The organism is Streptomyces galbus (genome assembly GCF_005280195.1).
GTDB lineage: Bacteria > Actinomycetota > Actinomycetes > Streptomycetales > Streptomycetaceae > Streptomyces > Streptomyces galbus.
Genome location: NZ_SZPR01000041.1, coordinates 1 through 18,111 on the forward strand (window position 1 = coordinate 1; position 18,111 = coordinate 18,111).

The following is an 18,111-nucleotide window of genomic DNA, read 5'->3' on the forward strand; positions in this document are numbered from 1 at the left end:
ACCAACCTCTCCGAACAGCACAGCTAGGCCGTGTCGTCCGGGGGCTTGCGGGGTCTTCCGGGTCAGCGGGGCGGGTCGGCGTGGACCAGGGCCCAGACCGTCTTGCCGTCGTGGCCGCGGCTCCACACGCCCCACGCGGCGGCGAGGTGCTCCACCAGGTGCAGGCCGCGGCCGTGCTCGGCGGACTCGCCGACCCGTCGCGGGCGGGGTGCGCGCAGGCCCCCGTCGGACACCTCGACGAGGCAGGAGCCGTCGGCGAGCGCGGTGACCGCCACCTCGAAGTCCCGCTCGGCGCGCGGCCCGTGCCGTACGACGTTGGTGGCCAGCTCGGACACGAGCAGGACCGCGTCGGCGAGCGCCCGGTCGTCGGCGCCGTGGCCCCAGGCCGCCAGGTGGTCGCGCACCCGGCGCCGGGCGAGCGCGACGGACTCCGGGTGCCGGGGCAGCCGGAAGGAGTGGCGTCTCAGCACATCGGCTCCTCACCCCGTACCCGCCCCCGTCACAACGCGCCCGTGGGGTGACTGCCCGTCAGCGGGCGAACGCATGCACGAACCGCCCGCGGGACGCGGCCCGGTGGCCGGTCAGGCGCGGGTCGAGGCCAGTTCGATCACCGTGATGTCCGAGGGCGCCCCGACCCGGGTCGGCGGGCCCCAGGCGCCCGCTCCGCGGGAGACGTAGAGCTGGGTGTCGCCGTAGCGGTCCAGGCCGGCCAGCGTCGGGTTCGCCGCGGCGGCGACGAAGTTGCCGGGCCAGAGCTGGCCGCCGTGGGTGTGGCCGGAGAGCTGGAGGTCGACGCCGTGCCGTACGGCCTCGTGGATCTGGACGGGCTGGTGGGCGAGCAGCACGCACACGCGGGCGGTGTCGCGGTCGCCGAGGGCCTCGGCGTAGTCGGGGCCGTGGCCCTCGCGCTCGCCGGTCACGTCGTTGACGCCGGCCAGGTCGAACCAGGGCAGTTCCGCGCGGGCATTCTCCAGCGGGCGCAGCCCGAGCCGCCGTACCTCCGCGACCCACTGCTCGGCGCCCGAGAAGTACTCGTGGTTGCCGGTGACGAACCAGCTCCCGTGCCGTGCCTCCAGCTGCGCGAGGGGGGCCGCGGCCGGGCCGAGGTCCTTCACGCTGCCGTCGACCAGGTCGCCGACCACCGCGATCAGGTCGGGCCGGGTGGAGTTGACCGTGTCGACGACCGTCTGCGCGAACCCGCGGCCCAGGACCGGGCCCAGGTGGATGTCGCTGACCACCGCGATGCGGTACCCGTGGGCCGCGCGCGGCAGCTTGGCCAGCGGCACGGTGACCCGCTTCACCCGCGGGCCGCGCAGGACGCCGTACGTGCCGTAGCCGACGGTCCCCACGGCCGCGGCGGCCGCGGCACCGGCGACGACCCGGGAGACGAGGAGCCGGCGGGAGGGGGTGGGCGGCGCGGGCGCGGCCGGTTCGGCCGGGGGCGCGGGCTCGGGCTCGGGCTCGGCCGACGGTGCGGGTTCGGCCGGGGACGGCGGCACGGTGTCCGGCCGCGGGGCCCGGCGTTCCAGGACGCGCCGCAGCAGCGGGCGCACCGCCTCGCCGGCCAGGACCGCGAGCAGCAGGTAGACCGACAGGGCCAGCCACAGGAACCCCGGCCAGGCGAGGACCCGCTGGAGCCAGAACGGGGCGCCGGCGCGCTCGGCCACCAGGGCGCCGACCGCCAGGATCCAGCCACCCGCGATCACGACGACGCCGGTGCGGCGCGCCCGGCCGGGGCCGGCGGTCGTGTCCCGGAACAGGCGCCGCCACAGGTACCAGTTGGCCGCGACCAGCACGACCAGGACCGCCAGGGCGAGCAGCACGTAGACGATCACCATGCGTCGTGTCCCCCGTCCCCGTGCCCTATGACGTCCGACGCAGTGCGCGCAGGCCGCGCAACCCGATGCCCCCGATGACCGTCCCCAGTACGAAGGAGACGACGGCCAGCGTCAGGTGCACCCAGAAGAACGCGGTCGGCTGCCCGTCGTCGAACGCCTGCCCGCTGCTGTCCTTGATCAAATTCTTGACGAAAGTTACCCAAATGACCCAACTCCACACCCCGAAGGCGAGCAGGAACCAGGAGAGGGGGCGGCTGAGCTTCATGGGTTCAGTATCGCCGTCCCGTGGCCGGTTCCGGGACCGGGGTGGGGAGGGCGGCGGGACTTCCCGTCGCGCGCCCGGTACGTTCTGCCTCGTGCCCGCACCGAAGATGCCGGCCGGCAGGCGGTCCCTGCTGGTCACCTCCGCCACCCTCGTGTCCCTCGCCTCGTCCCTGGCCCTCGCCGCGCCGGCCGCCGTCGCCGCGCCGACGCCGACACCCGGCCCCTCCGCCCGTGCCTCGGCCCGTCCGTCGGCGACTCCCCCGGCGGTCATGTCGACCGTCGGCGGGACGCGCCTCGGGCAGCCCGGCACGCAGGTGCAGCTCGCCAACGGCGCCCCCGTGCTGCCGAAGGACCTCACCGCCCGCTCGTGGATCGTCGCGGACGCCGAGTCGGGCCAGGTGCTGGCCGCGCACAACGCGCACTGGCGGCTGCCCCCGGCGAGCACGCTGAAGATGCTGTTCGCGGACACCGTGCTGCCCCGCTTCCCCCGGACGCAGACGCACCAGGTGACCGTGCAGGACCTGGCCGGCGTCGGCTCGGGCTCCAGCATGGTCGGCATAAAGGAGGGCGAGACGTACACCGTCCACGACCTGTGGCTCGGGGTGTTCCTGCGCTCCGGCAACGACGCGGTGCACGTGCTGTCGGCCATGAACGGCGGTGTCCCCGCCACCGTGCAGGAGATGAACGCGCACGCCGGGGAGCTGCAGGCCCTCGACACGCACGTCGTCACCCCCGACGGCTACGACGCGCCCGGCCAGGTCTCGTCGGCGTACGACCTGACGCTGTTCGCCCGCTCGGGGCTGCAGAAGAAGGACTTCCGGGAGTACTGCTCGACGGTACGGGCGAAGTTCCCGGGGGAGACCACGACGAAGAAGGGCAGGTCGACCCGCTCGTCGTTCGAGATCCAGAACACCAACCGGTTGCTTGCGGGCGACTACGACATCTCCCAGTACCCGGGCATCGCGGGCGTGAAGAACGGCAACACCACCAACGCGGGCGCCACCTTCACCGGTGTCGCCGAGCGGGGCGGGCGGGTGCTGCTGGTCACCGTGATGAACCCGGAGAAGCCGGACCACAACGAGGTCTACAAGGAGTCGGCGGCGCTGCTCGACTGGGGCTTCCAGGCGGCCGGCAAGGTGACCCCGGTGGGCGAGCTGGTCCCGCCCCGGGGCGGCGCGCGGGCCAGTGCGCAGCCCGGCGCCGGCGACTCGGCGGGCGAGTCCGGCCAGGCGGGCGGCGGATCGGGCGCCTCCGGCGGGGCGGGTGCCTCGGCGAACCCCTCCGGCAGCCCGGTCGCGGCCGCCACGGGTTCCGGCCACTCGACCGGGGTGGGCACGGCGATGGCGATCGCCGCGGGCCTGATGCTGCTGCTGGGCGGCGGGGCGTTCCTCGTCAACCGTCGCTGGCCGTTGCCGGACCTGGTGCGCCGCCGACGGTGACGCCCTCCTCCGCCTTGCTGCCGGTCGCCGTCCACGCGGCGCAGTACAGGACCAGCTTCGCCGTGAAGTTGATCCACAGCAGCAGGGCGACCGGCACGCCGAACGCGCCGTACATGCTCTTCGTGGCGACGCCCTGCATGTAGCCGCTGAGCAGCAGCTTCAGCAGTTCGAAGCCGACCGCGCCGACGAGCGCGGCGACGAAGAGCCGGTGGCGCGAGGGTTCGACGCCGGGCAGCAGGGTGAGGGCGTACAGCAGGACCAGGAAGTCGGCGAGCACGGCGACGGCGAAGGCCAGCACCCGCAGCAGGACGGTGCCCCAGCCGTGCTCGTCGAGGCCGAGCTGGCGTGACGTCCAGCCGATGGCGGCCGAGGCGACCGCGGACGCGGCGAAGGTCAGCAGGACGGCGCCGCCGAGGCCCAGCAGGACGCCCGCGTCCTTGGCCTTGAGCAGCAGGGGGTTCTGCTCGCTGTCGGGCAGCTCCCACACGGCGCGCAGGCAGTCGCGCACCTGGCCGACCCAGTTGATGCCGGTGAACAGCAGCACGGCACCGGCGATGAGTCCGACGGTGCCCGCGTTCTGCACGAGCGAGCCGATGTTCAACTGCTCGGAGATGCCCGGGACCTGGTCGGCGATCTTGCCCTCCAGGGTCTTCTGCCGGTCCTCGCCGAGGGTGGCCGCGGCGATCGCGGCGACCACCGTGAGCAGCGGGAACAGCGAGACGAAGCTGATGAAGGTCATCGCGGCGGCGAGCCGCGTCCACTTCACCCGGTCCAGCCGCTCGTACGACCGCCACGCGTGCGTGGTCATCAGCCGGGCGATGTACGGCCCGACGCCGGGGAGCTTCTTCAGCCAGTCCATGGTCCGACTCTGCCCTCGTCCCCGCGGAACACCCATGTGCGGGTGCCCCAGAAGCGCAGGGCCGTGGCCAGGACCATGCCGACCCCGGCCCAGGAGAGCGTGTCCGCCCGCTGGGAGGTGAGGCCGAGGGCGTAGTGGCTGACGAGGAGGCAGAGGAACTGCACCAGGGCGCCCCCCGCGTTCACCGCGAGGAACACGGCGCCCGAGCGCAGGGTGCGGGCGGCCCGGTGGCGGTAGGTGCCGAGCGCGTTGCCCGCGTAGGCCACCGCGCAGCCGGCCAGGAACGACAGGGCCTTCGCGGTGAGCGGGTCGGCGCCGCCCGGTCCGCGCAGGCCGGTGAAGACGGCGAGGTCGGCGGCGTAGGCGAGCAGGCCCACGGCGGCGAACCCGGCCAGTTCCCGGCCGCGCACCGGCCCGGCGTGCGAGGTCACCAGTCGGCCACCGCCAGCCCGTACATGGCGAGCCAGGCCAGGCCGATCAGCGCGAGGGCCCGGTCGCCGAGGACGACCTCCTCGGGTTCGCCGGCGGTGCCGCGGTCGGCGAAGACGGCGTAGCGCAGCACGGCCAGGATGAAGGGCACCATGGAGAGCTGGCGCCAGGGCAGCACGCCGGTGTGCGGGACGCCGCCCTCCTCCAGCGCCCACAGGCAGTAGGCGAGGACGGCGACGCCGGCGGCGAGCTGCCAGACGAAGCGGAGGTAGCCGGTGGTGTACTCGGACAGCAGGGCGCGGGTGGCGCCGGCCGCGCCGGCCATCTGCACGGCCTCGGAGTAGCGCTTGGCGGACACCATGAACAGCGCGCCGAAGCCGGTGGTGATCAGGAACCAGCGGGACAGCGGGATGCCGAGGGCGAGTCCGCCGATCATCGCCCGCATCAGGAACCCGGTGGTGACCACCGCGAGGTCGACGACCAGCACGTGCTTGAGGCTGACGCAGTACGCGAGCTGCATCCCGAGGTAGGCGGCCAGCAGCGCGGCGACGGCGGGGGCGGTGAAGCGGACGGCGAGCGCCGGGGCGAGGACGGCGAGGGCGCAGCCGACGCCGTAGGCGACGGGGACGGGCACCTGTCCCGCGGCGACCGGGCGGTGGCGCTTGGTGGGGTGGGCCCGGTCGGCGTCGGCGTCGCGGGCGTCGTTGATCAGGTAGACGGCGGCGGCGCAGGCGGTGAACAGGGCGAAGACCAGGGCCAGTCGGCCGGCCGCGGCCCAGGAGAACAGCCGTCCGGCGGCGGCCGGGGCGGCGACCACCAGCACGTTCTTGATCCACTGCTTGGGGCGGGTGGTCCGCAGGAGGCCGCCGAGGAGGGTGCCGGGGCGGCGGCTCGGGGGCGGGGGGCTCGGGCGCCGGGTGCGCTGTTCGAGGAGGGCGCCCGCCGGGAGCGCGGTGTCGGCGAGGGGGGCGGCCTCAGTCATGTGCTCCCCCTCGCACGCCGTGGGTGCCGGCCGGCGAGCCGGGCAGGCCCGCGCGCATCCAGCGGGCCCCGAGGCGCGCGGTGAGGGCGCCGAGGGCGGCGCCGGCGGCCACGTCGGACGGGTAGTGGACGCCGACGACCAGGCGGGACAGGCACACCGCCGCGGCGAGGGGCGTGACGGCGTGGGCGGCGCGGACGCCGAGCGCGGTGAAGGCGACCGCGGCGGCCGCCGAGGAGGTGGCGTGGGAGCTGGGGAAGGAGTGCCGGCCGGCGGTGCGCACCAGGGGATCGACGTGGGCGGGGCGGGGGCGGCGCACCAGGCGCTTCACCCCCATGCTGGCGGCGTGCGCCCCCGCGGTGAGCGCGGTCGCGCGCAGCCAGGCGCCGCGCCGGCCGCCGTCCACGGCGGCCGCGGTGAGGCCCGCCGCGAGCCACAGCGCCCCGTGTTCCCCGGCCCAGGACAGGGCGCGCGCGGCCCGCGCGACGCGCGGGTCGGCGCCGTGGGCGCGCAGCGCGGAAAGGAGCCGGTGGTCGATTCCGTGTCTCTTCTCCATCTGGTCCATGTGGACTCACTGTTCACGCCCGCGGCGCCGGACCTCTGGCAATATCGGGCGACATACCATTAATCACCCATTTCGGGTAGGCCGGTATGTTTCCCGGCTGATCGCCCGGACGTCGGCGATACGGTCACCGACATGCCTGCCGAGACCGCTTCCGTCACCGGGTGGGGCCGCACCGCCCCCTCCGTCGCCCGCCTGATCCGTCCGAGGACGTACGAGGAGGCCGTGGCCGCCGTCCGCGAGTGCGGCGCGCGCGGCGGCATCCCGCGGGGGCTGGGACGGGCGTACGGGGACGCCGCGCAGAACGCGGGCGGTGCCGTGTTCGACATGACCGGCCTGGACCGCGTCCACGCGATCGACGCCGACGGCGGCACCGTGCTGTGCGGCGCCGGGGTCTCCCTGCACCGGCTGATGGAGGTCCTGCTGCCGCTCGGCTGGTTCGTGCCGGTGACCCCCGGCACCCGCTACGTCACGGTCGGCGGTGCGATCGGCGCGGACATCCACGGCAAGAACCACCACGGCTCCGGTTCCTTCTCCCGCCACGTGCTGGCGCTGGAGCTGCTCACCGCCGACGGCACCGTGCAGACCGTGCGCCCCGGCACCGACCTGTTCGACGCCACGGCCGGCGGCATGGGCCTGACCGGCGTCATCCTCACCGCGACCCTGCAACTGCAGCCGGTGCAGACGTCGCTGATGAGCGTGGACACCGAACGCGCCGCTGACCTCGACGACCTGATGGCCCGGCTGACCGCCGGCGACGACCGCTACCGCTACTCGGTCGCCTGGATCGACCTGCTCGCGCGCGGCGCCGCCACCGGCCGGGCGGTCCTCACCCGCGGCGACCACGCCCCCCTGGACGCGCTGCCCGCCGGCTCGCGCGCCCGGCGCGACCCGCTCGCCTTCCGCCCCGGCCGCCTCCCCGCGGCCCCCCGCCACCTGCCCGGGGGCCTGCTCACCCGCCGCAGCGTCGGCGCCTTCAACGAGCTGTGGTACCGCAGGGCCCCCCGGCTGCGCCGCGACGAGCTGCAGAGCATCGCCGCGTTCTTCCACCCCCTCGACGGCGTCCCGCACTGGAACCGGATCTACGGCCGCGGCGGCTTCGTGCAGTACCAGTTCGTCGTCGAGTACGGCCAGGAGGACGCCCTGCGCCGGATCGTGGACCGCATCGCCGCCCGGCGATGCCCGTCCTTCCTCGCCGTCCTCAAGCGGTTCGGTGACGCCGACCCCGGCTGGCTGTCCTTCCCGCGCCCCGGCTGGACCCTCGCCCTGGACGTCCCCGCCGCGCTGCCGGGCCTCGGCGCTTTCCTCGACGAGCTGGACGAGCGGGTCGCCGCGGCCGGCGGGCGCGTCTACCTCGCCAAGGACTCCCGGCTGCGCCCGGAGCTGCTCGCCGCCATGTACCCCCGGCTGGACGACTTCCGCGCGCTGCGCGCCGAGCTGGACCCGCGCGGCGTGTTCGTCTCCGACCTCGCCCGCCGGCTGTCGCTCTAGACACCCCCGGGACCCGCTCACGTAGTCCCCCCACGTTCCCTAGGAGCTGCTGTCGTGAAGGACGCCTTCGGTCTTCCCCAGTCCCTGCTGGTCCTCGGCGGCACGTCCGAGATCGCGCTGGCCACGGCCCGCCGGCTGGTCGCCCGCCGCACCCGCACCGTGTGGCTCGCCGGCCGCCCCTCCCCCGCCCTGGACGAGGCCGCCCGGGAGCTGCGGGCGCACGGCGCGGACGTGCGCACCGTCGCGTTCGACGCGCTGGACCCCGACACCCACGAGGAGGTCCTCGGCAAGGTGTTCGCCGAGGGCGACATCGACCTGGTGCTGCTGGCCTTCGGCGTCCTCGGCGACCAGGCCCACGACGAGCGCGAGCCGTCCGCCGCGGTGCGCGTCGCCCGCACCAACTACATCGGCGCCGTCTCCGCCGGCTTGGTCGCCGCCCGCGCCCTGCAGACCCAGGGCCACGGCTCGCTGGTGGTGCTGTCCTCGGTCGCCGGGGAACGCGCCCGGCGCGCCAACTTCATCTACGGCTCCAGCAAGGCCGGCCTCGACGCGTTCGCGCAGGGCCTCGGCGACGCCCTCCAGGGCACCGGCGTGCACGTGATGGTCGTGCGCCCGGGCTTCGTGCGCACCCGGATGACGGCCGGGCTGCCCGAGGCGCCGCTGGCCACCACCCCCGAGGCGGTCGCCACGGCGATCGAGCTGGGCCTGCGGCGGCGGTCGGAGACGGTGTGGGTGCCCGGCGTGCTCCGGCTGGTGATGTCGGCCCTGCGGCACGTGCCGCGCGGGGTGTTCCGCCGGCTGCCCGTGTAGGCGGCGGGGGCGGGCGGCCCGGGGCTCAGTGGGCCGGCAGGGTGCCCTGTTCCAGCGGGGCGGACGCCTGCGTCGGGACGACCGGGCCGCCGCCGAAGGCGTAGTCGCGCAGCTTGCGCCACACCCCGTCGGGGCCCTGCTCGTACAGGGCGAAGCCGGTGCAGGACCACAGGGCCTCGTAGTCGGCGAGTTCCGCGAAGGCGCGGTCCATCGCCGCGTCCTCGATGCCGTGCGCCACCGTGACGTGCGGGTGGTAGGGGAACTGCAGCTCGCGGGCCACCGGCCCGGAGGCGTCGCGGACCTGCTGCTGGAGCCGCGTGCAGGCGTCCGCGCCCTCGGCGACGCGCACGTACACGACCGGGGACAGCGGCCGGAAGGTGCCGGTGCCCGACAGCCGCATCCGGAACGGCCGCCCGGCCGCGGCCACCCCGCTCAGGTGCGCCTCGACGGCCGGCAGCGCCGCCGCCTCGACCTCGGTCGGCGGCAGCAGGGTGACGTGGGTGGGGATGCCGTGAGCCGCGGCGTCGCCGAAGCCCGCGCGCCGCTCCTGGAGCAGGCTGCCGTGGGGCTCCGGGACCGCGATCGACACGCCGATCGTTACGGTCCCCACGAGGTCTCCTGTCATCGTGTGGTCCCGGGCGGCGGGTGCCCGCCCGGGCAGCTCTCAGCTATCGACTGTACGACCGCCGCCGCCGTGTTGGACGGCCGCGGCGGTGTGCTCTACGGCTCAGTGCCCGCGAAGGCCGGCTTCAGTGCTTCGCCGGGAGGAAGCCGATCCGGTCGTACGCCTGGGACAGCGTCTCGGCGGCGACGGTCCGGGCCTTCTCGGCGCCCTTGGCGAGGACCGAGTCGAGCGTCTCCGGGTCGTCGAGGTACTGGTGGGTCCGCTCGCGGAACGGCGTGACGAACTCCACCATGGCCTCGGCGAGGTCGGTCTTGAGCGCGCCGTACATCTTGCCCTCGTACGCCTGCTCCAGCTCGGCGATGGTGCGGCCGGTGAGCGTGGAGTAGATGGTGAGCAGGTTGGACACGCCCGGCTTGTGCTCCGCGTCGTAGCGGATCACGGTGTCGGTGTCGGTGACGGCGCTCTTGACCTTCTTCGCGGTGGTCTTCGGGTCGTCGAGCAGGTTGACCAGGCCCTTCGGCGTGGACGCCGACTTGCTCATCTTGATCGACGGGTCCTGCAGGTCGTAGATCTTCGCCGTCTCCTTCAGGATGTACGGCGACGGGATCGTGAACGTCTCGCCGAAGCGGCCGTTGAAGCGCTCGGCGAGGTCGCGGGTCAGCTCGATGTGCTGGCGCTGGTCCTCGCCGACCGGGACCTGGTGGGCCTGGTACAGCAGGATGTCGGCGACCTGGAGGATCGGGTACGTGAACAGGCCGACGCTCGCGCGGTCGGCGCCCTGCTTGGCGGACTTGTCCTTGAACTGGGTCATGCGGCTGGCCTCGCCGAAGCCGGTGAGGCAGTTCATCACCCAGGCGAGCTGCGCGTGTTCCGGGACGTGGCTCTGCACGAACAGGGTGCAGCGGTCCGGGTCCAGGCCGGCGGCGAGGAGCTGCGCGGCGGCGAGGCGGGTGTTGGCGCGCAGGTCCGCGGGGTCCTGCGGGACCGTGATCGCGTGCAGGTCGACGACCATGTAGAACGCGTCGTGGCTCTCCTGCAGGGCCACCCACTGGCGGACGGCGCCGAGGTAGTTGCCGAGGTGGAACGAACCGGCGGTGGGCTGGATGCCGGAGAGCACGCGGGGGCGATCTGCAGTGGCCATGGGGCCCATTCTCGCAGAGGCTCAGGGGTGGGACGGGCCCGAGAGGGGGGTGGGCCGGTGCGTGGGGGCCGCGGGCCGGTCCTGGCCGGTCCGCGGCCCCCACGCACCGTCGTACGGCTCAGCCCAGGTCGACTTCCGGGTACAGCGGGAAGCCCGCGACCAGGTCCGTGGCCCGCTGGGAGATCTCGTCGGCCACCTTCGGGTCCAGGACGTGCGCCGCCTTGGACGGCGCGCCCGACTTGGTGGTGCCCGCCTCGGTGGTGGTCAGGACGCGGTCGATCAGGCCCGCCACCTCGTCCATCTCGGCCGTGCCGAGGCCCCGGGTGGTGAGCGCGGGGGTGCCGACGCGGATGCCGGAGGTGTACCAGGCGCCGTTGGGGTCGGCCGGGATGGCGTTGCGGTTGGTGACGATGCCGGACTCCAGCAGCGCCGCCTCGGCCTGGCGGCCGGTGAGGCCGTAGGAGGAGGCCACGTCGATGAGGTTGAGGTGGTTGTCCGTGCCGCCGGTGACCAGGGTCGCGCCGCGGCGCGTGAGGCCCTCGGCCAGGGCGCGGGAGTTGTCCACGATCCGCCGGGCGTAGTCCTGGAACGACGGCTGGCGGGCCTCGGCGAGGGCGACCGCCTTGGCCGCCATGACGTGCGGGAGCGGGCCGCCGAGGACCATCGGGCAGCCGCGGTCCACCTGGTCCTTGAGGGAGTCGTCGCACAGCACCATGCCGCCGCGCGGGCCGCGCAGGGACTTGTGGGTGGTGGTCGTCACGATCTGGGCGTGCGGCACCGGGTCGAAGTCGCCGGTGAGGACCTTGCCCGCGACCAGGCCGGCGAAGTGCGCCATGTCGACCATGAGCGTCGCGCCGACCTCGTCGGCGATCTCCCGCATGATCCGGAAGTTCACCAGCCGGGGGTAGGCGGAGTAGCCGGCGACGATGATCAGCGGCTTGAACTCGCGGGCCTGCGCGCGCAGGGCGTCGTAGTCGATGAGGCCGGTCGCCGGGTCGGTGCCGTAGGAGCGCTGGTCGAACATCTTGCCGGAGATGTTCGGGCGGAAGCCGTGGGTGAGGTGGCCGCCCGCGTCCAGGGACATGCCCAGCATGCGCTGGTTGCCGAACGCCTGGCGCAGCTCGGCCCAGTCGGCCTCGGTCAGGTCGTTGATCTGCCGGACGCCGGTCCTCTCCAGGAAGGGCGCCTCGACGCGGTCGGCGAGCACCGCCCAGAAGGCCACCAGGTTGGCGTCGATGCCGGAGTGCGGCTGGACGTAGGCGTGGCGGGCGCCGAACAGCTCGCGGGCGTGCTCGGCGGCCAGCGACTCCACGGTGTCGACGTTGCGGCAGCCGGCGTAGAAGCGGCGGCCGATGGTGCCCTCGGCGTACTTGTCGCTGAACCAGTTGCCCATCGCGAGCAGGGTCGCCGGGGAGGCGTAGTTCTCGGAGGCGATCAGCTTGAGCATCTCGCGCTGGTCGTGCACCTCCTGGCCGATGGCGTCGGCGACGCGGGGCTCGACGGCGCGGATCACGTCGAGGGCGGCACGGAAGGCGGTGGACTCGGTGGACAGCGGCTCGGCTGGCATGGGGACCTCCGGACGTCGGCGTTCAGCGTTCACGGGTACGGCCCAGGCGCACGGCACTGTGTCGAACGGGCCGCTCCCCGATGGTCGGTCCCATCCCAGCGCGCCAGTCACGGCCCACCGCCAGCCTACCGGGCCGGACGGCGGGTGCCGCGGGGCCGTCCACCATCCGGGCCGGCCGGGGCGGCGGACACCGTCAGAGGATCACGTGCGGCAGGAAGCGGGCGTACCCGTCGGTGACCAGGCCGGACGACTCGCGGATGCCGAGGCCGGCCGCCTCGCCCTCGACGACCCAGGTGCCCAGCACGACGTGGTTGCCGTCGAAGGCGGGCAGCGGGGCGAGCTGCTGGTAGCAGCAGGGTTCGTCGCGCGGGGCGGGCGCGCTGCCCGCCTCGTGGATCGTGACGCCGTCGCCCTCGCGGCCCAGGAGCGGCTTGGCGACCCAGCCGGGGCCGTCGGCGTCGGCCAGCTCGCGGGGGCCGTCGAGGTAGGCCGGGAGCAGGTTGGGGTGGCCGGGGTACAGCTCCCACAGGACCGCCAGCAGGGCCTTGTTGCTGAGCAGCATCTTCCAGGCGGGCTCGATCCACAGGGTGGAGCCGGTGCCGCCGCCGTTGTCGAGGGTGTCGAGGACGTGGCCGGCGAACCGGTCGGTGGTCAGCCACTCCCAGGGGTAGAGCTTGAAGCAGCTCCGGATGAAGCGGAGCCGGTTGTCGACGAACCGGCCGGACAGCGGGTCCCAGCCGATCTCCTCCACGGAGATCCAGTCGGTGTCCAGGCCGGCCTGCTCGGCGGTCTCCTTGAGGTAGGCGACCGTCATCAGGTCCTCGCCGAGCTCGTCGTCGGAGGAGTGCGCGAAATACAGCGGGCCGCCCGGCGGCAGCAGCTTCCCCTGGGTGCGCCAGGCGGCGACGAGCCGTTCGTGCAGGGAGTTCCACTGGTCGGCGCCGGGGAAGCGCTCCTCCATCCAGAACCACTGCGGGGAGGCGGCCTCCACCAGCGAGGTCGGGGTGTCGGCGTTGTACTCCAGCAGCTTCGCCGGGCCGGTGCCGTCGTAGCGCAGGTCGAACCGGCCGTAGACGGAGGGCAGTTCGGCGCGGCGGTGCCAGGCCTCGGTGACGGCCGCGGCCACGCGCGGGTCGGTGATGCCGAGGTCGGCGAGACGGCCGGTGCCGACGATGTGCGCGGCGGCCTCCAGGCACATGCGGTGCAGTTCCCCGACGGTCTCCTCCAGCGCCTCGACCTCCTCCAGGGAGAAGACGTAGTGGGCGCTCTCGTCCCAGTAGGGCCGCAGGGAGCCGTCGGGGTAGCGGGTGAGCGGGTAGATCAGCCCCTGCGCCTCGACGGTCTGCTGCCAGCCGGGGCGGGGTGCGACGGTACGGCGTTCCATGGGTGGTCGGGTCCTCGCGTCCTGGGCCGGTCGGCTCGTCGGGGCGTCGGGGTGCTCGGGGCGTCGGCTCGTCGGGGCGGCTCAGCCGCCGCCGCTGCCCTTGCCGCCGCCGAAGCCGCCGCGGTCGACGCCGCCGCCGTGACCGCCGCCCGAACCGCCGCCGCCCTTGCGGGGCTTGCTGAGGGAGCCGCCGTCCACCCAGCCGTTGTGCTTCTTGCCGCCGTAGTACCAGACGCCGGTGCCCGAGCCCGACTTGCAGTTCTTGTCCGAGACGACCTTGTAGCCCTTGGCCTGCTGGTAACTGCCGCGGTCCACGCAGCGCTTGTCCGGGTCCGAGGAGCAGGCGGTCAGGGCGGCGGCGAGCAGTCCCATGCCGCCGAGGACCACCGTGCCCGAGCGCAGTCGTCGTCGTGTGTCGGCCATCGTTTACCCCCGTGGTACGTCGGCTTCGTCGAAAAGGTGTCCGGTTGCCGTCGGCCAGCCTAGAGATCGGTGTGAGCGGCCCTGCAAGGACCCCTGCCCGGCAACCCTCGCCTACAGTCGCCTCGTGCTGTTCGGAATGGTGTGTGCCCTGGCCGCGGCCCTCTGCTTCGGTACCGCGACGGTGTTGCAGGCGATGGCCGCGCGGGCCGCCGGGACCGGGGGCGGCGAGGCGGCGCTGCTGCTGCGCGCGCTGCGGCAGTGGCGGTACCTGGCCGGACTCGCCCTGGACGGGCTGGGGTTCGTCTTCCAGATCGCCGCCCTGCGGTCCCTGCCGATCTACGTCGTGGGCGCCGCCCTGGCCTCCAGCCTCGCCGTGACCGCGGTGGTCGCGGCCCGGCTGCTGCGGGTGCGGCTGAGCCGGGGCGAGTGGGCCGCGGTGGGCGTGGTGTGCGCCGGGCTGGCGATGCTGGCGCTGGCGTCCGGGCCGGAGGGCGAGGACAGCGGGCCGGGGGCGCTGCCGTGGGCGATGCTGGGCGCGGCCGGGGCGGTCCTGGTACTGGGCCTGGCGGGGACCCGGCTGGGCGGGCCGTCACGGGCGCTGGTGCTGGGCCTGGGCGCCGGGTGCGGGTTCGGGGTGGTGGAGGTGGCGGTCCGCCTGATCGACTCCCTGCGGCCGGCCGACCTGCTGACCGACCCGGCGCTCTACGCCCTGCTGCTCGGCGGCGGCGCCGCGTTCCTGCTGCTCACCTCGGCCCTCCAGCGCGGTTCGGTGACCACCGCCACGGCCGGCCTGGTCATCGGCGAGACGATCGGCCCGGCAGCGGTCGGCATCGTCTGGCTCGGCGACCGCACCCGCCCGGGCCTGGCCTGGCTGGCCGCCCTCGGCTTCACGGTCGCGGTGGCGGGGGCACTGGCCCTGGCCCGCTTCGGAGAGGCACCGGCGCAGACGGGAACGGAGAGGGCCCCGGAGACCGGGGCACTGCGGGAACGGAGCTGAGCTGATCAGCAGGGGCACTGCGGGAACGGAGCTGACCGGCGGGCACTCCTGACGAGCGCCCTTCCTGCGCTCACCCCGCCGCACAGCCCCCCTCCCACCCCTACGGCAGCACCCGGCACAGGGCCTCCAGGGCCGGCGGCCAGCCTCGGTCCGAGGGGCCGCCGTAGCCCACCACCAGGGCGTCCAGGGGGTCGGTCCTGGCCTCGGTGTGGCGGAAGCGGGACAGGCCCATCAGGGCCAGGCCCTGCCACGCGGCGGCGCGCACGACGGAGTCCTCGGTGCCGGGCGGGAGCTGGAGCACGGCGTGCAGTCCGGCGGCGATCCCGGTGACCCGCACGTCCGGCGCCTGCGCGGCGACCGCCTCGACCAGGGCGTCCCGGCGGCGCCGGTAGCGCAGCCGGGAGGCGCGGACGTGACGGTCGTAGGCCCCGGAGGCCAGGAACTCGGCGAGGGTCAGCTGGTCCAGCACGCCCGTCGTGGGGCTGCCGGCGAGCCGTGTCACCTCGGGGGTGAGGGACGGCGGCAGGACCAGCCAGGCGAGCCGCAGCCCCGGGGCGAGGGACTTGCTGGCGGTGCCGAGGTAGGCGACGTGGTCGGGGCCGAGGTCCTGGAGCGCGCCGACGGGCTGCCGGTCGTAGCGGAACTCCCCGTCGTAGTCGTCCTCCAGGACCAGCCCGCCGGTGCGCCGCGCCCAGTCGACGGCGGCGGCCCGCCGCTCCGGCCGCAGCGCGACGCCCATCGGGAACTGGTGGGCGGGGGTGAGGAGCACGGCGCCCTCGTCGCCGAGGTCTCCGGTGCGGGTGCCGTGCGCGTCGAAGGGCAGCGGCGCGGTGCGCAGCCCGGCCCGCTCCAGCAGGGCCCAGTGCGGCGGCAGGCCGTAGGACTCGACGGCGACGCGGCGCGCCCCGCGCGCGTGCAGGACCTCGCCGAGCAGCCGCAGCCCGTGGGCGAACCCGGAGCACACGACGATGTGCTCGGGGTCGGCGCGCACGCCCCGGGCCCGGGAGAGGTAGGCGGCGAGCGCGGTGCGCAGTTCGGCGCGGCCGCGGGGGTCGCCGTAGCCGAGGGCGTCGTTCGGGGCGGCGTTCAGGGCGCGGCGGGCGGCCCTGAGCCACTCGGCGCGCGGGAACGCGGCGAGGTCGGGGGTACCGGCGTCGAGGCTGTGGGCGGGGCGGCCGGGTGCGCGCGGGTGCGGGGCCGGCTGCGGCGGCGCGGGCACCGCACGGTCGGCGACCCGCGTGCCGGAGCCCTGGCGGGCGGTCAGCCAGCCCTCGGCCACCAGGTCGGCGTACGCGTCGGCGACGGTGTTGCGGGCGATGCCGAGGTCGGCGGCGAGCGAGCGGGAGGACGGCAGGCGGGTGCCGGGCGCGAGGCGGCCGCTGCGCACGGCCTCGCGCAGCGCGTCGGTCAGTCCGCGCCGCAGTCGCGGCCCGGTCGGCTTCAGGTGCAGGTCGACGCCCAGAGTGGCCCAGGATTCCGGCATGGGAATGGACCATACTCCTGGGCTGCTTCGCTCCTAGGGTCGAGCACATGAGCGCACAGACCACCACCACGACCACCGGCACCGGCACCGACACCGACACCGCAGACACCGCCGCCGCGGACGGCTCCGCCCGCGCCCCCGAGCACGCCCCGCGCCTGTCCTGGACCGAGCGCGCCCCGGAGGTCTACAAGGCCATGATCCGGCTGGACGCGGCCGCCCGGCGGGGCCTGGACCCGGCACTGTACGAGCTGGTGAAGATCCGCGCCTCGCAGCTCAACCACTGCGCGTTCTGCCTGGACATGCACACCAAGGACGCCCTGGCGGCCGGCGAGAGCGTCGAGCGGATCGTCCAGCTCGGCGCGTGGGAGGAGTCGCGGCACTTCTACACCGAGAAGGAGCTGGCCGCGATCGAGCTGACCGAGGCGATCACCGTGCTGACCGACGGCTTCGTGCCGGACGAGGTGTACGAGCGGGCGGCCCGGCACTTCGAGGAGACCGAGCTCGCGCAGCTCATCGCCGCGATCACGGTGATCAACGCCTGGAACCGGTTCGGCGTGTCCACCCGCATGGTGCCGGGCCACTACCAGCCGGGGCAGCACGCGTGACGACGCGCACGGGACACCTGGACCCGGCCGTCGCGCGGGCGCTGTCCGCGCTGAGCGCCGCCGCGAAGCAGGGCCTCGGCGACCCGGCGCTGGCCGAGCTGGTCGTCATCCGGGCCTCGCAGCTCAACCACTGCGCCTTCTGCCTGGACCTGCACCTCGGGATCGCGCGGCAGCACGGCGTGCCGGAGCGGCAGCTCGACCTGCTCGCCGCCTGGGAGGAGGCCGGGGACGTCTTCGACGCGCGGGAGCGGGCCGCGCTCGCGCTGACCGAGGCGATCACCGTGCTGACCGACGGCTTCGTGCCGGACGAGGTGTACGAGCGGGCGGCCCGGCACTTCGACGACACCGGACTGGCCCACCTCGTCGGGCTGGTCGTGGCCATCAACAACTGGAACCGGGTGATGGTCAGCCGCCGCGTCCCGCCCGGGGGGTACACCCCGTGAGCGCCGTGGAGACACCCGGGACGTCGTCGGGCACGGGCAAGGCGGCGAGGTTCCGCGCCCTGCACCGGCGCCCCTCCCCCGACGACCCGCTGGTCCTCGCCGGTCCCTGGGACGCGGCGTCGGCACGGGTGTGCGCCGAGGCGGGGTTCCCCGCGCTCGCCACGCCCAGCGCGGGCGTGGCCGCCTCGCTCGGGTACGCGGACGGCCGGACCCCGGCGGACGAGATGTTCGCGGCCGTGGCGCGCATCGCCCGGGCCGTGGACGTGCCGGTCTCGGCGGACGTCGAGGACGGGTACGGGCTGGCGCCGAAGGAGCTGGTGGAGCGGCTGCTGGAGGCGGGCGCGGTCGGCTGCAACCTGGAGGACTCGACGGGGGGCGTCCTGAAGGACGCGCGGGCGCACGCCGACCGCCTGGCCGAGGTGTGCGCCGCGGCCGGCGGGGAGCTGTTCGTCAACGCCCGCGTCGACACCTTCCTCCGCGGGGTCACGGACCCCGAACGGACCATCGAGCGGGCCGCGTTGTACGTCGCCGCGGGCGCCGACTGCGTGTACCCGATCGGCGCCCCGGTGGACGTGCTGCCGCTGCTGCGGTCCGGCATCCAGGGCCCGATCAACGTGCTCGGCCGGCCCACCGAGGGGCCCACCCCGTCCGCACTCGGCGCACGGGGCGCCACCCGCGTCACGTTCGGGCCGGGCCTGCAGCGCCTGGCGACGGCGGCCCTGAGGGAGATCGCGACCGACCTGGCGCCCCGCGGCACCGGGGGCTGACCCGG

The 18,111-nt window shown here is 74.7% G+C and carries 20 protein-coding genes and 1 riboswitch; of the genes, 7 read left to right on the forward strand and 13 right to left on the reverse strand.

Features of this window, described 5'->3' with window-relative positions:
* Positions 1-62: 62 nt before the first annotated feature.
* The 3 genes from E4U92_RS34375 to E4U92_RS34385 form a co-directional block, all read right to left on the reverse strand.
* The gene (locus E4U92_RS34375; protein WP_137304379.1) at positions 63-470 is read right to left on the reverse strand and encodes an ATP-binding protein; all 408 of its coding nucleotides are present in this window, start codon (positions 468-470) and stop codon (positions 63-65) included.
* A gap of 111 nt (positions 471-581) precedes the next feature.
* On the reverse strand, positions 582-1,838 hold the full coding sequence (locus tag E4U92_RS34380; protein WP_137304380.1) for a metallophosphoesterase: 1,257 nt from the start codon (positions 1,836-1,838) through the stop codon (positions 582-584).
* 25 nt (positions 1,839-1,863) lie between these two features.
* A complete protein-coding gene (locus tag E4U92_RS34385) occupies positions 1,864-2,103 on the reverse strand; it encodes an SCO4848 family membrane protein (protein ID WP_137304381.1) in 240 nt (79 codons plus the stop codon).
* A 91-nt stretch (positions 2,104-2,194) separates the two neighbouring features.
* Between E4U92_RS34385 and E4U92_RS34390 the strand changes: the two genes are divergently transcribed.
* Positions 2,195-3,541, forward strand: a complete 1,347-nt coding sequence (locus tag E4U92_RS34390) for a D-alanyl-D-alanine carboxypeptidase family protein (protein WP_338326464.1) — start codon at positions 2,195-2,197, stop codon at positions 3,539-3,541.
* Here the strand turns inward: E4U92_RS34390 and E4U92_RS34395 are convergent.
* Genes E4U92_RS34395 through E4U92_RS34410 form a run of 4 tightly spaced genes read right to left on the reverse strand, consistent with a single transcriptional unit; the run spans position 3,495 to position 6,373 of the window.
* Positions 3,495-4,400 (reverse strand): YihY/virulence factor BrkB family protein, encoded by a 906-nt coding sequence (locus E4U92_RS34395; RefSeq protein ID WP_137304383.1) that lies wholly within the window; start codon positions 4,398-4,400, stop codon positions 3,495-3,497. The genes E4U92_RS34390 and E4U92_RS34395 overlap by 47 nt on opposite strands.
* Positions 4,388-4,831: a GtrA family protein gene (locus E4U92_RS34400; protein ID WP_229863273.1), complete on the reverse strand. Its 444-nt coding sequence runs from the start codon at positions 4,829-4,831 to the stop codon at positions 4,388-4,390. Before E4U92_RS34400 ends, E4U92_RS34395 begins: the two co-directional genes overlap by 13 nt.
* Positions 4,828-5,811, reverse strand: coding sequence for a decaprenyl-phosphate phosphoribosyltransferase (locus tag E4U92_RS34405; protein ID WP_137304384.1), 984 nt, complete (start codon positions 5,809-5,811; stop codon positions 4,828-4,830). The genes E4U92_RS34400 and E4U92_RS34405 overlap by 4 nt, the downstream gene beginning before the upstream one ends.
* On the reverse strand, positions 5,804-6,373 hold the full coding sequence (locus E4U92_RS34410; protein ID WP_168725265.1) for a phosphatase PAP2 family protein: 570 nt from the start codon (positions 6,371-6,373) through the stop codon (positions 5,804-5,806). The genes E4U92_RS34405 and E4U92_RS34410 overlap by 8 nt, the downstream gene beginning before the upstream one ends.
* 132 nt (positions 6,374-6,505) lie before the next feature.
* On the opposite strand from E4U92_RS34410, the gene E4U92_RS34415 reads away from it, so the two are divergent.
* Together E4U92_RS34415 and E4U92_RS34420 are read left to right on the forward strand one after the other, a co-directional pair.
* The gene (locus E4U92_RS34415; RefSeq protein WP_137304385.1) at positions 6,506-7,861 is read left to right on the forward strand and encodes a decaprenylphosphoryl-beta-D-ribose oxidase; all 1,356 of its coding nucleotides are present in this window, start codon (positions 6,506-6,508) and stop codon (positions 7,859-7,861) included.
* Positions 7,862-7,915: 54 nt separating this feature from the next.
* A complete protein-coding gene (locus E4U92_RS34420; protein ID WP_137304386.1) occupies positions 7,916-8,671 on the forward strand; it encodes a decaprenylphospho-beta-D-erythro-pentofuranosid-2-ulose 2-reductase in 756 nt (251 codons plus the stop codon).
* A gap of 25 nt (positions 8,672-8,696) precedes the next feature.
* Here E4U92_RS34420 and E4U92_RS34425 read toward each other — a convergent pair whose 3' ends face one another.
* From E4U92_RS34425 to E4U92_RS34445, 5 genes are all read right to left on the reverse strand, one after another.
* A complete protein-coding gene (locus tag E4U92_RS34425) occupies positions 8,697-9,281 on the reverse strand; it encodes a 2'-5' RNA ligase family protein (RefSeq protein ID WP_137304387.1) in 585 nt (194 codons plus the stop codon).
* Between the two features lie 139 nt (positions 9,282-9,420).
* Positions 9,421-10,437, reverse strand: a complete 1,017-nt coding sequence (gene trpS, locus E4U92_RS34430; protein ID WP_137304388.1) for a tryptophan--tRNA ligase — start codon at positions 10,435-10,437, stop codon at positions 9,421-9,423.
* Between the two features lie 118 nt (positions 10,438-10,555).
* Positions 10,556-12,004, reverse strand: a complete 1,449-nt coding sequence (locus tag E4U92_RS34435; protein WP_137304389.1) for a glycine hydroxymethyltransferase — start codon at positions 12,002-12,004, stop codon at positions 10,556-10,558.
* A gap of 33 nt (positions 12,005-12,037) precedes the next feature.
* A riboswitch (ZMP/ZTP riboswitch) is annotated at positions 12,038-12,125 on the reverse strand.
* Positions 12,126-12,197: 72 nt separating this feature from the next.
* On the reverse strand, positions 12,198-13,388 hold the full coding sequence (locus tag E4U92_RS34440; protein ID WP_137304390.1) for a glutathionylspermidine synthase family protein: 1,191 nt from the start codon (positions 13,386-13,388) through the stop codon (positions 12,198-12,200).
* A gap of 81 nt (positions 13,389-13,469) precedes the next feature.
* Positions 13,470-13,811 (reverse strand): hypothetical protein, encoded by a 342-nt coding sequence (locus E4U92_RS34445; protein ID WP_137304391.1) that lies wholly within the window; start codon positions 13,809-13,811, stop codon positions 13,470-13,472.
* A gap of 136 nt (positions 13,812-13,947) precedes the next feature.
* Here E4U92_RS34445 and E4U92_RS34450 point away from each other — a divergent pair, with 136 nt between their 5' ends.
* The gene (locus E4U92_RS34450; RefSeq protein ID WP_137304416.1) at positions 13,948-14,808 is read left to right on the forward strand and encodes a DMT family transporter; all 861 of its coding nucleotides are present in this window, start codon (positions 13,948-13,950) and stop codon (positions 14,806-14,808) included.
* A gap of 100 nt (positions 14,809-14,908) precedes the next feature.
* Here the strand turns inward: E4U92_RS34450 and pdxR are convergent, their stop codons facing one another.
* Positions 14,909-16,291: a MocR-like pyridoxine biosynthesis transcription factor PdxR gene (gene pdxR, locus E4U92_RS34455; protein ID WP_137304392.1), complete on the reverse strand. Its 1,383-nt coding sequence runs from the start codon at positions 16,289-16,291 to the stop codon at positions 14,909-14,911.
* 47 nt (positions 16,292-16,338) lie between these two features.
* On the opposite strand from pdxR, the gene E4U92_RS34460 reads away from it, so the two are divergent.
* The 3 genes from E4U92_RS34460 to E4U92_RS34470 are packed head-to-tail and all read left to right on the forward strand — an operon-like array spanning position 16,339 to position 18,106.
* A complete protein-coding gene (locus E4U92_RS34460; RefSeq protein WP_229863271.1) occupies positions 16,339-16,896 on the forward strand; it encodes a carboxymuconolactone decarboxylase family protein in 558 nt (185 codons plus the stop codon).
* The gene (locus E4U92_RS34465) at positions 16,893-17,339 is read left to right on the forward strand and encodes a carboxymuconolactone decarboxylase family protein (protein ID WP_137304393.1); all 447 of its coding nucleotides are present in this window, start codon (positions 16,893-16,895) and stop codon (positions 17,337-17,339) included. The genes E4U92_RS34460 and E4U92_RS34465 overlap by 4 nt, the downstream gene beginning before the upstream one ends.
* A gap of 5 nt (positions 17,340-17,344) precedes the next feature.
* Positions 17,345-18,106 (forward strand): isocitrate lyase/PEP mutase family protein, encoded by a 762-nt coding sequence (locus tag E4U92_RS34470; protein WP_137304418.1) that lies wholly within the window; start codon positions 17,345-17,347, stop codon positions 18,104-18,106.
* Positions 18,107-18,111 lie beyond the last annotated feature (5 nt).